Raw genomic sequence first — 12690 nt, 5'->3', positions numbered from 1 at the left:
GCTCGTGAATGGAAGGACAGCCTGATGCCGGGACGTACACGGCAATTCGGCGGCGGACAGGGCGGACCCGGCGGACAGGGCGGCAACGACCGCAATGAACGTCGTGGTGGCGGCCGGGATCGTCGCGACAGCGGTCGTGGCGGGGCCGGCCAGGAAAAGACCCCGCACCTCGAGAAGGTCGTGACGATCAACCGCGTCGCCAAGGTCGTCAAGGGTGGTCGTCGCTTCAGCTTCACCGCCCTGGTGGTCGTCGGTGACGGCGACGGTCAGGTCGGCGTCGGCTACGGCAAGGCCAAGGAAGTTCCCGCGGCCATCGCCAAGGGCGTCGAGGAAGCGAAGAAGAACTTCTTCCGCGTTCCCCGCGTCGGTGGCACCATTCCCCACCCGATCCAGGGTGAGGAAGCCGCCGGTGTCGTGCTGCTGCGTCCGGCTTCCGCCGGTACCGGTGTCATCGCCGGTGGTCCGGTCCGCGCGGTGCTGGAGTGCGCGGGTGTCCACGACGTGCTGTCGAAGTCGCTCGGCTCCGACAACGCGATCAACATCGTGCACGCGACCGTGGCGGCCCTGAAGGGTCTGCAGCGTCCCGAAGAGGTCGCGGCCCGCCGCGGTCTCCCGCTCGAGGACGTCGCCCCGGCTCGGATGCTGCGCCAGCGTGCGGGTCAGGGGGTCTGACATGACTCAGCTCAAGGTGACCCAGGTCAAGAGCAAGATCGGCACCAAGCACAACCACCGTGAATCGTTGCGCACCCTCGGGCTGCGCAAGATCCGGCAGTCTGTGGTGCGTGAAGACACCCCCCAGGTTCGCGGCCTCATCCACACGGTCCGCCACCTGGTGGAGGTCGAGGAGGTCAAGGCATGACTGCCATCAAGATCCACCACCTTCGTCCCGCTCCGGGCTCGAAGCGCGAGAAGATGCGCGTCGGCCGTGGTGAGGGCTCGAAGGGCAAGACCGCCGGTCGCGGTACCAAGGGCACCAAGGCCCGGAAGAACGTGCCCGCCGGTTTCGAGGGTGGGCAGATGCCCATCCACATGCGGCTCCCGAAGCTTCGCGGCTTCAAGAACCGCTTCCGTACCGAGTACCAGCCGGTGAACCTGGGCGACATCGCCCGCGTTTTCCCGGAGGGTGGCAAGGTCGGCAACGAGGAGCTCGTCGCAAAGGGTCTTGTTCGCAAGAACAAGCTCGTGAAGGTGCTCGGCAACGGTGACCTGAACGGCGTCAAGCTGGACGTCACCGCCGACGCTTTCTCCGGCTCCGCCAAGGAGAAGCTCTCCGCCGCCGGTGGCTCCGCCACCACGCTCTGAGCTTTCTTCGCTCGCTTCACCGAAAGGCCCGCCTGGCTCCGCCACGGCGGGCCTTTCGCTTGCGCTCACCCCGGGCGCGTTTAGCCCCCTAATCGCGATCCGGCCCCTCCGCCCGGCGCTCGCGCCGACTTGCGTTTAGCCCCCTAATCGCGATCCCGACGCGGGCAGCCCCTCCGGCCCCCGGATCGCGATTAGGGGGCTAAACGCGCTCCGCCGGTCGCCCAGGTGCCCGCCGTCCAGATCGCGATTAGGGGGCTAAAGGCGATCTGGACGAGGAGGCCGGAGCATGGCGGAGGGGTGCCTGAGCTGGAAGGATCGTGGGGTGGCCATACCTCCAGGGCAGGATCCGCAGCCCCCTCAGCAGCCGGACGCCCCGCCGATGGTCGTATCGGTCCCGGGTCCCATGGATCCTGCGGAAAGGCCGGTGCGGTCCGGCCGGCCTGAACCCCGAAGGCTCGTCGCGGCGGGATTGGGTGTCCTGGCCCTGGTGCTGACCCTCATGGGCTGTCTCTTCCCGTTATTCAGCACCGAGCATCAACTCAGCTTCGATCGCAGCGCCGAGGTCGTGATCGAGGTCGTGCAAGGTGCGTGGGAGCTGAAGATCATCCAGCCCGGCCACCCTCCAGTGACCACATCGACGTCGCCTGTCGGCATCCCGCTCCTGATCGCCGCGGCGTTCCTTCTCGCGGCCACGGTCGCCAGCGTCCGCGCCGCCCGCCTCCGACGTCCGGGCACTGTGGACCGATGGCTCACCACCATCGCGGCGGTATTCCTCGCGGGAGTCGTCGTCACCGCCGTCACGCTGGGGCTCGGACGCCCGATGGGAGAGGACACCAAGGTGACGCTGACGCTGGAGGCGGGCATGTGGGCGCTCTTCGCCGCAGTCGTGGCCGCGGCCGGTGCGGCTCTGATGAGCCACCGCGTCCAGGACGACGAGTTCCCGATGAACGGTGACCTGAGCCTCGCGGACATGCCCACACCGAAAGACGGCATCTCCATCACGGTGCTTCCGCCCGACGCACAGCCGGCGACACCGGACTATTCGGCCTTCGCGCCTCCACCGGAATCCGGCCGAAAAGAGCGCGATTAGCCCGCTAAACGCGCTCGCGGCCGCCGATACGGTGGGGGAGGAGGTGGCCGATGACTTGGGTGACGGTCTTTTTCGGAGCGGCGGTGCTCGTGGCTTTTACGCCAGGGGCGAACAATCTGCTCGGTCTGCACCACGGCATGACACAGGGGGCGTGGAAAGGGCTCGCCGGCCTGTTAGGCCGTTTGGCCGCATTCACGGTGTTGATCGCGGCTGTCGCGGCAGGGCTCGGACAGCTCCTCGCGGCTTCCGAACTTGCACTCACGGTGATCAAGTGGGCGGGCGTCGCCTACCTGGTCTGGATCGGCGGGCGCCTGCTGTGGTCGACGTTCCGGGCCGGGCGGACCGCGCTGGTCCAGGCGCCGCAGGGTACTGAATCCGTACCGGCGCTACGGATCGCGAGGAAGGAATTCGTCGTCGCGATCACGAACCCGAAGGCGATCCTCATCTTCACCGCGTTCGTACCCCAGTTCATCGACGCAGCTCACGGCTCCTTTTCCACTCAGATCGCGATCCTCGGCGCCGTCTACCTGCTCGCCGAGTTCGTCGCCGGCGCGACCTACATCGGGGCAGGAGCGCTCGTGAAGTCGCTCCGGCTGTCCCGCCGCGCGACCCGCAACGTCGACCGCGGCACCGGCGTCGTGCTCCTCGGGATGGCGGGCGCGCTCGCCGCTTCGAGCTCCTGAACCCGTCCCTGATCACAGCGCGTTTAGCGGGCTAAGTGCGATCCGGTGGGGCCAGGAAAGTGAGTGACGACAAGGCGATCTGTCAAGGTTCCCGAGCGAGAAGCGCGAGTCGATCAACCTCGCGGACCAACCTTCGTCCGGAAAACCCACACGCACTGCGGACACGCCCTGTGAAGCTGTTAGAGTCGGCGACACGCTTCGGGACGAGTGTGCCCCGAAGCGTTCCTGGCTTGTGCCAGAAAGCTGTGTGTTCCCGCCGGCCCCAGGCCGGCCAAGCCGATCGTCGGTAAGACAGCCGACGACGCCGAGGAGGTTCCCCGCGTGCTCAGCGCCTTCCGCTCGGCTCTAGCGACGCCGGATCTACGTAAGAAGATCCTGTTCACGCTAGCCATCGTCGCGGTCTACCGAATCGGTGCCACCATTCCGGCCCCGGGTATCTCGTATTCCGCCGTGCAGCAATGCACGGAGACCGGGTCGCAGGAGGGCGTCTATCAGCTGCTGAACCTGTTCAGTGGCGGTGCACTGCTGCAGCTGTCGCTGTTCTCGACCGGCATCATGCCGTACATCACGGCGAGCATCATCGTCCAGCTCCTCACCGTGGTCATCCCGCGGTTCGAGGAACTGAAGAAGGAAGGCCAGGCCGGCCAGGGCAAGCTGACCCAGTACACCCGGTACCTGACGATCGCCCTCGCGATCCTGCAGGCCACCGGTGTGGTGGCGCTCGCCGACCGCAAGCAGCTCTTCCCGCAGTGCGACACCGCGATCATCCCGGACAACAGCGTCTACACGCTGGCCATCATCGTCATCACGATGACCGCCGGTACCGCCGTCATGATGTGGCTGGGTGAGCTGATCACCGAGCGCGGTGTCGGCAACGGCATGTCCGTCCTCATCTTCCTGAACATCGCGGCCCGGATCCCGATCGAGGGTGGCAACATCCTCAGCAGCGCCGGCCCGGTGGTCTTCACCCTGATCTGTGTGTTCGGCCTGGTGATCATCGCCAGCGTCATCTTCGTCGAGCAGGGCCAGCGCCGGATCCCGGTGCAGTACGCCAAGCGCATGATCGGCCGCCGCATGTACGGCGGAACGTCGACGTACCTGCCGATCAAGGTGAACCAGGCCGGTGTCATCCCGGTCATCTTCGCCTCGTCGCTGCTCTACCTGCCGGACCTGATCAGCCGCCTCGTCGGTGACGCCAACAGCAACGCCGGCTGGCAGGTCTTCATCCAGAACTACATCGTCAACCAGTCCAGCTGGGCGCACGTCCTGCTGTACTTCGCGTTGATCATCTTCTTCACGTACTTCTACATCACGATCACGTTCAACGTGGACGAGCGTGCGGAAGAGATGAAGAAGTTCGGTGGCTTCATCCCGGGTATCCGCCCGGGCCGTCCCACCGCGGAGTACCTCAGCTACGTCCTCGGCCGCATCACTCTGCCGGGCTCGCTGTACCTGGGCATCATCGCGATCCTTCCGAACTTCTTCTTGTCCGTTACCGGTAGCGGGAACAACCAGAACTTCCCGTTCGGTGGCACGGCTGTGCTGATCATGGTCGGTGTCGGTCTCGACACCGTGAAGCAGATCGAAAGCCAGCTGATGCAACGTAACTACGAAGGGTTCTTGAAGTGACGCGCCTGGTTCTCGTTGGCCCTCCTGGCGCGGGCAAAGGTACTCAGGCGGTAGCACTGTCGGAGAAGCTCCGGATCCCGCACATCTCGACCGGCGATCTGTTCCGCGCCCACGTGGGCGAGCAGACGCCGCTGGGCCAGGAGGCCAAGCGCTACCTGGATTCCGGCGAACTCGTGCCCGATTCGGTCACGAACGAGATGGTGCGCGAGCGCCTTGCCGAACCTGACGCCAAGGTCGGTTTCCTGCTGGACGGGTTCCCTCGGAACACCAAGCAGGCCGACGTTCTCGGCGAGATCCTCGGCGAGGTCGACACCAAGCTGAACGCGGTCATCCAGCTCCAGGTTTCGGAAGACGTCGTCGTCGAGCGGCTGCTGTCCCGCGGCCGCTCGGACGACACCGAAGAGGTCATCCGTCGTCGTCAGCAGATCTACGTGTCCGAGACGGCTCCGCTGCTCGAGTACTACGCGGACATCCTGGTCACCGTCGACGGCGTCGGCACGGTCGACGAGATCTCCGCCCGCGTGCTGGAAGCGCTGCGCGACCGCACGTGAACCTCGGAGGACTGCGTGTACTGCAACGGCTTCGTCGTGGGCGCATGATCGAAATCAAGACTCCTGGCGAGCTCCAGGCGATGCGGGCCGCCGGACTGGTCGTCTGGCGCACCCTCACCGCGGTGCGCGAGATCGCCAAGCCGGGGGCGACCACGGCCGATCTCGACGAACTCGCCGAGCAGACGATCCGCGACGCCGGCGCGGTGCCCTCGTTCAAGGGATACCACGGCTTTCCGGCGTCGATCTGCGCTTCGGTGAACGAGCAGATCGTCCACGGCATCCCGTCGAAGACGCACGCCCTGAACGACGGCGACATCATTTCGGTGGATTGCGGCGCCATCCTCGACGGCTGGCACGGCGATTCCGCGGTCACCCTCGCGATCGGTGAGGTGTCGAAGGCGGATCTGGCGCTTTCGGCCGCCACCGAGGCGGCGATGTGGGCGGGAATCGCCGCGGTGTCGTCCGGCGGCAGGCTCACGGACATCTCGCACGCGGTGCAGACCGCGGCCGAGAAGGCAGGCCAGGAAGACGGCATCGAGTACGGGATGATCGTCGAGTACGGCGGTCACGGCATCGGGCGCCAGATGCACATGGACCCGTTCCTGCCGAACCTGGGCAAACCGGGCAAGGGCCCGCGGCTCAAGACCGGCATGGCGCTCGCGATCGAGCCCATGCTGACCGGTGGCGGCGGTGAGACCGTCGAGCTCGACGACGGGTGGACCGTCGTGACCGCGGACGGCTCGCGGGCCGCGCACTGGGAGCACACCGTCGCGATCACCGACGACGGTCCGTGGGTGCTGACCGCCCCCGAAGACGCCTGACCTCGGCCTTCCCGCTCTCGGATCGCGTTTAGCCCGCTAAACGCAAGTCGCCCTGACCTGCGTTTAGCCCCCTAAACGCGATCACCGGAGCGCGTTTAGCCCGCTAAAGGCGAACGCGCCCGGATCGCAGTCAGCCCGCGAAACGCAAGTCCGCCCGCAGGTCGGCGCAGCGCCTCGGGTCGCGCCGCCGGGGCGGCCGCCCGCTACCCCATCGGGTGCACCTCGCCCCCGGAGCCCGCCAGGTCGCAGGCCTGCCGGATCGCGTTTAGCCCGCTAAACGCAGGTCGGCGAGGGTCTACGATGGTAGAGGTCGCAGCAGGCGGACTCAGGGGTCATCTAACACAGTCACCCCCCGTTTGGGGCTTACGACACGGGTTGCGTACACTGTCAAGTCGGTGTACTCATCGCGCCCGGATCCTGCGCGCTCGTGAATTCTCGCGAACGGACATTGGACCCGGGCTGGAGTGTGCCGATGCACCACCCAGCCAAGCACTCAAGCTCTGACTGATAACACAGCGTAGCGACAGGAAATGCGGAGGACATGGGCAAGAAAGACGGGGCCATCGAGGTCGAAGGCCGCGTAGTCGAGCCGCTCCCGAACGCGATGTTCCGCGTCGAGTTGGAGAACGGCCACAAGGTCCTTGCACACATCAGCGGCAAGATGCGGCAGCACTACATCCGCATTCTGCCGGAGGACAGGGTTGTCGTGGAGCTCTCGCCCTACGACTTGTCTCGTGGTCGCATCGTCTACCGCTACAAGTGATCACGACGAGTTAGCACAAGCAGGAGAGCAGGAGACGTGAAGGTCCAGCCGAGCGTCAAGAAGATCTGCGACAAGTGCAAGGTGATCCGCCGTCACGGCCGGATCATGGTGATCTGCGAGAACCTGCGGCACAAGCAGCGGCAGGGCTGATCACTCGCACTCGTACAGAGTGGATTGACGGCTACACAATCTCCCCGCACCTGCCGGGCCGTGCGAACGGCCCGGTTCGCCCTCGGACTTCAGGCCGAGGCCGGGACACCCGAAGCGCAAGCCAAGGGCACGACAGGCGAGTCGGTCCCGGAACCGGACGGGGAGCAGACCTGAAGATGAATTCTATGAAGGAGCATCAACGCCAATGGCACGACTCGCTGGCGTAGACCTCCCCCGCGAAAAGCGGTTGGAGATCGCGCTGACTTACATCTACGGCATCGGCCGTACCCGCTCGAAGCAGCTCATCGCTGCTGCCGAGCTCAACGCGGACACTCGCGTCAAGGATCTGAGCGATGACGACCTCGCCAAGCTGCGGGTCTACATCGAGGAGAACTTCAAGGTCGAGGGTGACCTTCGCCGCGAGGTGAACGCCGACATCCGTCGGAAGATCGAGATCGGGTGCTACGAGGGCCTTCGCTGGCGTCGCGGACTTCCCGTCCGTGGTCAGCGCACCAAGACGAACGCCCGCACCCGTAAGGGTCCGAAGAAGACGGTCGCCGGCAAGAAGAAGGCTGGCAAGAAGTGAGCGTCCAGGGCAAGAAGGTCGTGCAGATGGGCGGCGTCCGCCGTCGTGGCTCGGCTTGTGTCTCGCCCAAGGCGCTCTACGCCCGCCCGATGGCGCTCCGCAACCTGTACACCGACGCCGGTTCGATCATCCGGCGCGGACAGGCCGAAGCGGTCGCCGCTCACCAAGAGAACGCGCGCTAACAGGAGAACCCTCAAAACATGCCACCGAAGTCTCGTACTGCGGCGGGGGCCAAGAAGGTCCGCCGTAAGGAAAAGAAGAATGTCGCGCACGGTCACGCGCACATCAAGAGCACCTTCAACAACACCATCGTCTCGATCACGGACCCCACCGGTGCCGTGATCGCGTGGGCGTCGAGTGGTCACGTGGGCTTCAAGGGCTCGCGTAAGTCCACCCCGTTCGCCGCGCAGATGGCCGCCGAGAGCGCCGCCCGCAAGGCTGCCGAGCACGGCATGAAGAAGGTCGACGTCTTCGTGAAGGGCCCGGGTTCGGGTCGCGAGACGGCGATCCGCTCGCTGCAGGCCGCCGGCCTCGAGGTCGGCACCATCCAGGACGTGACCCCGCAGCCTCACAACGGCTGCCGCCCGCCCAAGCGGCGCCGGGTCTGAGGAACGGGGAGGAGTAAGAAGAAATGGCTCGTTACACCGGCCCCGCGACGCGTATTTCGCGTCGCCTCAAGGTTGACCTCATCGGCGGCGACCAGGCTTTCGAGCGTCGCCCCTACCCGCCGGGCCAGCACGGCCGCGGGCGCATCAAGGAGTCCGAGTACCTCCTGCAGTCGCAGGAGAAGCAGAAGGCTCGCTACACCTACGGCGTTCTCGAGCGTCAGTTCGTCCGGTACTACAAGGAAGCCGTCCGGCGTCCGGGTAAGACCGGTGAGAACCTGCTGCAGATCCTCGAGTCCCGTCTGGACAACGTGATCTACCGCGCCGGTATCGCCCGCACCCGCCGTCAGGCGCGTCAGCTGGTGAGCCACGGTCACTTCGTGGTCAACGGCGTCAAGGTCAACGTGCCCTCGTACCAGGTCAGCAAGTGGGACATCATCGACGTGCGGCCGAAGTCGTTCGCGATGCTGCCCTTCGTCGCTGCCAAGGAGTCGTTCGGCGAGCGTCCCGTTCCCGCGTGGCTCCAGGTTGTTCCGTCCAACCTCCGTGTGCTGGTCCACCAGCTCCCGGAGCGCGCTCAGATCGACGTTCCGGTCCAGGAACAGCTGATCGTCGAGCTCTACTCGAAGTGATCCATCACCGGGCCGGGGAAACCCCGGCCCGGTGTGGGCACGGGCGGCGGCGCCCGGAGTGCGCCGCCGTTTCGCCATCCCTTTCGGTGTCATATGGCGGGCGCCGTTTGGAAAGGAATTAGGAAAGATGCTGATTTCCCAGCGGCCGGCTCTCGGCGAAGAGACGGTCAACGAGACCCGCTCCCGGTTCACCATCGAACCGCTGGAGCCCGGCTTCGGCTACACGCTCGGCAACTCGCTGCGTCGCACGCTGCTGTCGTCCATTCCGGGCGCGGCCGTGACGAGCATCCGCATCGACGGCGTGCTGCACGAGTTCACCACCGTTCCCGGGGTGAAGGAAGACGTCACCGACATCATCCTGAACCTCAAGGAGCTCGTGGTCTCCTCGGAAGAGGACGAGCCGGTCACCATGTACCTGCGCAAGCAGGGCCCCGGTGAGGTCACCGCTGCCGACATCGTGCCCCCGGCCGGTGTCACCGTGCACAACCCGGATCTGCACATCGCGTCGCTGAACGGCAAGGGCAAGCTCGAGATCGAGCTCGTCGTCGAGCGCGGCCGCGGTTACGTTCCGGCCCTGCAGAACAAGCAGGCGGGCGCGGAGATCGGCCGGATCCCGGTCGACTCCATCTACTCCCCGGTGCTGAAGGTGACGTACAAGGTCGAGGCGACCCGTGTCGAGCAGCGCACCGACTTCGACAAGCTGATCCTGGACGTGGAGACGAAGCCGTCGATCACGCCGCGGGACGCTGTCGCGTCGGCCGGTAAGACGCTGGTGGAGCTGTTCGGTCTCGCGCGCGAGCTGAACGTCGACGCCGAAGGCATCGAGATCGGCCCGTCGCCGCAGGAGGCGGACACCATCGCCGCCTACGCGATGCCGATCGAGGACCTGGACCTCACCGTCCGGTCGTACAACTGCCTCAAGCGCGAGGGCATCCACACCGTCGGCGAACTGGTCTCGCGCAGCGAGGCCGACCTGCTGGACATCCGCAACTTCGGTGCGAAGTCGATCGACGAGGTCAAGCTCAAGCTCGTCGGTCTCGGCCTCGCGCTGAAGGACAGCCCGCCCGGGTTCGACCCGACCGCGGCCGCGGCCAGCTACGACGGTGAAGGCTGGTCCGAGGGCGTCGACAGCATCACGGACGGAATTTCGGACAACGGCCACGACGATGGCCAGGACTACGCAGAGACGGAGCAGCTGTAAGGCCAGCTTCGGCTCCCTCACCGGTAGGGGTGGGGGAGCCCCGGCCTCCAGCTGTGAGCTGAACGAGGAGAACCGATGCCCACCCCCACAAAGGGACCCCGTCTCGGCGGGTCGCCCGCGCACGAACGGCTGATCCTGGCCAACCTGGCCACCCAGCTGTTCGAGCACGGCAAGATCACGACGACCGAGGCGAAGGCCCGGCGGGTGCGCCCGCTGGCCGAGAAGCTGATCACGAAGGCGAAGCGGGGCGACCTGCACAACCGTCGTCAGATCCAGCGCATCGTGCGCGACAAGGATGTCGTGCACAAGCTGATCGCCGAGATCGGTCCGTTCTTCGCGGAGCGTCCGGGTGGCTACACCCGGATCACCAAGACGATGGCGCGCAAGGGCGACAACGCCCCCATGGCCGTCATCGAGCTGGTTGCCGAGAAGACCGTCACCGCCGAGGCCGAGGCCGCGCGCAAGACGAAGTTCGCGAAGGACGAGCCGAAGGCTGCCGCCCCGGCCGCCGAGGAGACCACCGAGGCCCCTGAGGTTGCCGACACGGCCGCCACCGAGGCTCCGGAGGCCACCGAGGCTCCTGCCGCCGACGAGGCCGCTGAGGCCCCCGTCGCGGACGCGGACAGCAAGAAGGACTGACGTCCTGACGGCACCGAACACCCCGGACGAGCCCGCCACTCCCACTGCGGAGGGCGGGCTCGTTCGTCTGCGTCTGGATGTTTCCTACGACGGCACCGATTTCTCCGGCTGGGCGCGGCAGCCCGGGCGGCGCACGGTGCAGGGAGTCCTCGAAGAGGCGCTCGCGAAGCAGCCCCCAGGAGCCTCGGTCCCGAAGTCCGTCGTCGTCGCCGGCCGCACCGATGCCGGTGTGCACGCGTCCGGCCAGGTGGTCCACGTCGACGTCTCGCCTTTAGCGGGCAAAACGCGATCCGGCCGCCTGGAACTGGACGAGCAGGGCATTCCTGACCTGGGGCGGATGCGTCACCGCTGGAATCGGTACCTGCCGGGGGACGTGCGGGTGTTGGCCGCCCGGGTCGCGGCGCCTGGGTTCGACGCGCGGTTCTCGGCCGTGCGGCGTCACTACCTTTACCGTGTTTCGGATGCGCCATGGGGCGTCGATCCGTTGCGGCGTCACGACACCCTGGCCTGGACCCGTCCGCTTTCGGTCGATGCGATGAACGAGGCGTCGTCGGCACTCTTGGGGCTTCAGGACTTCGCGGCCTTCTGTAAGCAGCGTGAAGGCGGGACGACCATTCGCGAGCTGCAGCGGCTCGAATGGCAGCGCACCGGGCCGCACGCGGTCGAGGTCGCGGTCTCCGCTGACGCGTTCTGTCATTCGATGGTGCGTAGCCTCGTGGGGGCACTGCTCTTGGTCGGCGACGGCCGTCGTCCGCTCGATTGGCCCGGCGGCGTTCTGGAGAGCCGGACGCGTGACAGCGCTGTCGCTCCCGCACACGGCCTGACGCTGATGGCCGTCGAGTACCCGCCGGACGCCGAACTCGCCGCCCGTGCGGATCAAACGCGAGCCATGCGCACCTCCTCCTGACCCGGACGCGGCGCGGTTAGCGGGCTAAACGCGCTGCGGCGGGCCTGCCAGACGGCCTCGACGATGCCTTTGAAGTCCATCGCCAGGTCCTCCGCGGTGACGATGACGAAACGCCAGCCCTCGGCCTCCGCTCGTCTTCGCCGTTTGCGATCGTGGGCTCGTTGCTTTGGAGTGTTGTGCCATCGGCCGTCGTATTCGATGGCGACCCGGTGTGTCTCGTCGCCGAGGTCAAGACGAGCGACGAAGTGACCCGTCCGGGAGAAGACCTCGAACTGAGGTGTCGCGGTAATGCCACCGGCGGACAGCACGATCCGCAGTTCCGATTCCGGGGGTGACTCCGCGCGAGGATCGGAGAGGCGCAAAGCGTGCCTGGCCAAGCGAATGCCTCGATTGCGGCGACCGTAGAACTCTCCGTTGAGGTGCAGATCGGTCAGTTTCTCGGCTCTCATGAACTGGTCCAGATCGGGGACGCCGATGCGGAGCCGTCGTACCCACCCGGATTTGCGAGGAGAAAGCCGGAGGAGCAGGTCCAGTGCGATTCGACTTCTTCGCGCGATGCGGATTCCGTTCCACGGCCTCGATTCTTCGGGTTTGACCTCGGTCCGCCGAATCTTGATACCGACGATCGGGCCGAAGCGTTGTTTCTCCGGCACCACCATCTCGACCGGGTCATGGGGCTTGGCCAGCTGGACGCCCTGGACGGTCGCGGCCGATCGCCCGGTCAGCACGGCTTCCGGCGGTGCCAGTAACGCGGCCCCGCGACAACGGAGTTCGTGCGTGACCTCGACGTCAGCGCGCGTGTAGACGTCCTGGAACAGTCGCCGGACGCTCGGGCCACGCAGGCGGCTGGCCGTGATCAGGCCTGCCTTGCGTGCGTCTGAGCCGCGGAAGACTTCGGGGAGGTGAGATGAATCGAAAGGTTTGGTCATGCTGACACGGTGATCGACAAGACCGACAAGGCGCGGCCGTCACTGCCTCTCGGGGGCGATTTATCCACAACCCCCGGCTTATCCACAGCCTGCGCGATTCCCTCTTGACGCCCAAACCCCGCGCCCCAGGTCGACTTTAGCGGCCTAAACGCGACGCGTGGCGGACGCAGAACGGGGGCACTGTCCGATATGGACAGTGCCC

At 66.3% G+C, this 12690-nt stretch carries 18 protein-coding genes; 17 read left to right on the top strand and 1 reads right to left on the bottom strand.

The features are described 5' to 3' along the window. The first annotated feature begins 24 nt into the window (after positions 1-24). The 17 genes from rpsE to truA all read left to right on the top strand — a co-directional run bounded on the left by rpsE (position 25) and on the right by truA (position 11559). On the top strand, positions 25-672 hold the full coding sequence (gene rpsE / locus DMH03_RS00460) for a 30S ribosomal protein S5 (protein ID WP_125790072.1): 648 nt from the start codon (positions 25-27) through the stop codon (positions 670-672). Between the two features lies 1 nt (position 673). Continuing rightward, on the top strand, positions 674-859 hold the full coding sequence (rpmD, locus tag DMH03_RS00455; protein ID WP_076163011.1) for a 50S ribosomal protein L30: 186 nt from the start codon (positions 674-676) through the stop codon (positions 857-859). Then, a complete protein-coding gene (gene rplO / locus DMH03_RS00450; RefSeq protein WP_125790071.1) occupies positions 856-1302 on the top strand; it encodes a 50S ribosomal protein L15 in 447 nt (148 codons plus the stop codon). The genes rpmD and rplO overlap by 4 nt, the downstream gene beginning before the upstream one ends. A 424-nt stretch (positions 1303-1726) precedes the next feature. Continuing rightward, positions 1727-2392: a hypothetical protein gene (locus DMH03_RS00445; RefSeq protein ID WP_233611204.1), complete on the top strand. Its 666-nt coding sequence runs from the start codon at positions 1727-1729 to the stop codon at positions 2390-2392. A gap of 50 nt (positions 2393-2442) precedes the next feature. Next, positions 2443-3075: a LysE family translocator gene (locus tag DMH03_RS00440; protein ID WP_125790070.1), complete on the top strand. Its 633-nt coding sequence runs from the start codon at positions 2443-2445 to the stop codon at positions 3073-3075. 321 nt (positions 3076-3396) lie between these two features. After that, the gene (gene secY / locus DMH03_RS00435; RefSeq protein ID WP_034304262.1) at positions 3397-4704 is read left to right on the top strand and encodes a preprotein translocase subunit SecY; all 1308 of its coding nucleotides are present in this window, start codon (positions 3397-3399) and stop codon (positions 4702-4704) included. Beyond that, positions 4701-5255, top strand: a complete 555-nt coding sequence (locus DMH03_RS00430) for an adenylate kinase (RefSeq protein ID WP_125788827.1) — start codon at positions 4701-4703, stop codon at positions 5253-5255. Before secY ends, DMH03_RS00430 begins: the two co-directional genes overlap by 4 nt. A gap of 44 nt (positions 5256-5299) precedes the next feature. After that, positions 5300-6076 carry a type I methionyl aminopeptidase gene (gene map, locus DMH03_RS00425; RefSeq protein WP_125790069.1) on the top strand — a complete coding sequence of 259 codons (777 nt, stop codon included), beginning with the start codon at positions 5300-5302 and terminating at the stop codon, positions 6074-6076. 541 nt (positions 6077-6617) lie between these two features. Continuing rightward, complete coding sequence (infA, locus tag DMH03_RS00420; RefSeq protein ID WP_005166804.1) at positions 6618-6839, top strand: translation initiation factor IF-1; 222 nt, start codon at positions 6618-6620, stop codon at positions 6837-6839. Between the two features lie 36 nt (positions 6840-6875). Next, positions 6876-6989 (top strand): 50S ribosomal protein L36, encoded by a 114-nt coding sequence (rpmJ, locus tag DMH03_RS00415; protein ID WP_004558882.1) that lies wholly within the window; start codon positions 6876-6878, stop codon positions 6987-6989. A gap of 205 nt (positions 6990-7194) precedes the next feature. Then, on the top strand, positions 7195-7575 hold the full coding sequence (gene rpsM / locus DMH03_RS00410; RefSeq protein WP_005166805.1) for a 30S ribosomal protein S13: 381 nt from the start codon (positions 7195-7197) through the stop codon (positions 7573-7575). After that, entirely contained in the window at positions 7572-7757 is a 186-nt protein-coding gene (locus DMH03_RS00405) for a hypothetical protein (RefSeq protein ID WP_034304268.1), read from the top strand. Before rpsM ends, DMH03_RS00405 begins: the two co-directional genes overlap by 4 nt. An 18-nt stretch (positions 7758-7775) precedes the next feature. Beyond that, positions 7776-8183, top strand: coding sequence for a 30S ribosomal protein S11 (rpsK, locus tag DMH03_RS00400; protein WP_020643222.1), 408 nt, complete (start codon positions 7776-7778; stop codon positions 8181-8183). A 23-nt stretch (positions 8184-8206) separates the two neighbouring features. Beyond that, the gene (gene rpsD / locus DMH03_RS00395) at positions 8207-8812 is read left to right on the top strand and encodes a 30S ribosomal protein S4 (protein ID WP_037314696.1); all 606 of its coding nucleotides are present in this window, start codon (positions 8207-8209) and stop codon (positions 8810-8812) included. A 127-nt stretch (positions 8813-8939) separates the two neighbouring features. Next, the gene (locus DMH03_RS00390; RefSeq protein WP_005166811.1) at positions 8940-10013 is read left to right on the top strand and encodes a DNA-directed RNA polymerase subunit alpha; all 1074 of its coding nucleotides are present in this window, start codon (positions 8940-8942) and stop codon (positions 10011-10013) included. Positions 10014-10088: 75 nt separating this feature from the next. Continuing rightward, positions 10089-10652, top strand: coding sequence for a 50S ribosomal protein L17 (gene rplQ / locus DMH03_RS00385; RefSeq protein ID WP_125790068.1), 564 nt, complete (start codon positions 10089-10091; stop codon positions 10650-10652). 73 nt (positions 10653-10725) lie between these two features. Continuing rightward, a complete protein-coding gene (truA, locus tag DMH03_RS00380; protein ID WP_125791467.1) occupies positions 10726-11559 on the top strand; it encodes a tRNA pseudouridine(38-40) synthase TruA in 834 nt (277 codons plus the stop codon). Here the strand turns inward: truA and DMH03_RS00375 are convergent. Then, the gene (locus tag DMH03_RS00375; RefSeq protein ID WP_125790067.1) at positions 11529-12488 is read right to left on the bottom strand and encodes an endonuclease domain-containing protein; all 960 of its coding nucleotides are present in this window, start codon (positions 12486-12488) and stop codon (positions 11529-11531) included. The genes truA and DMH03_RS00375 overlap by 31 nt on opposite strands. Positions 12489-12690 lie beyond the last annotated feature (202 nt).

The organism is Amycolatopsis sp. WAC 01376 (assembly GCF_003947415.1).
Classification (GTDB): domain Bacteria; phylum Actinomycetota; class Actinomycetes; order Mycobacteriales; family Pseudonocardiaceae; genus Amycolatopsis.
This window is presented reverse-complemented; position numbering and strand designations above follow the sequence as displayed.